1 protein-coding gene is annotated in these 492 nt (G+C 56.3%); it reads right to left on the bottom strand.

Translation table 11 applies throughout. The features are described from left to right. On the bottom strand, positions 1-492 hold a 492-nt coding region (locus H7T88_RS28475), incomplete at both ends, for an AMP-binding protein (protein WP_221791738.1).

Raw genomic sequence — 492 nt, forward strand, 5'->3', positions numbered from 1 at the left:
CGTCGCATATACTGTGGCTTCCGTCGGTCCATACAGATTCACCAGTTGCACACCCGGGAGCTGCTGACGAAAGCGTAACGCCACTTCTGGCAGTAACTCTTCTCCTGCTGCAAATGCGTATTTCAGCCCTTGCGATTTCCCCCCGTCCAGCTCCAGAAAGGCCCCCAGCATGGACGGTACAAAGTTCACATGCGTTACGCCATGGCTCCGGATGGCAGCCGTAATCGCTTGCGGATCCTTCTCTGCCCCTTCCGGCAACACGACCATCCTGCCTCCCTCGCCCAGCATCCATCCATACAGCTCTGTCACCGATACATCAAAGGTATACGCTGTCTTGAGCATATAGGCATCTCCGGGCTCGATCGGGTATTTCCCCTGCATGCCCTCCAGCAGGTTCATCACCTGTCCCTGCTCCACCATTACCCCTTTGGGTTTTCCGGTGGAACCCGAGGTATAGAGGACATACGCCAGATCATGCGTCTGGATCGACAG

Source organism: Paenibacillus cucumis (ex Kampfer et al. 2016), assembly GCF_019748695.1.
Taxonomy (GTDB): domain Bacteria; phylum Bacillota; class Bacilli; order Paenibacillales; family Paenibacillaceae; genus Paenibacillus; species Paenibacillus polysaccharolyticus.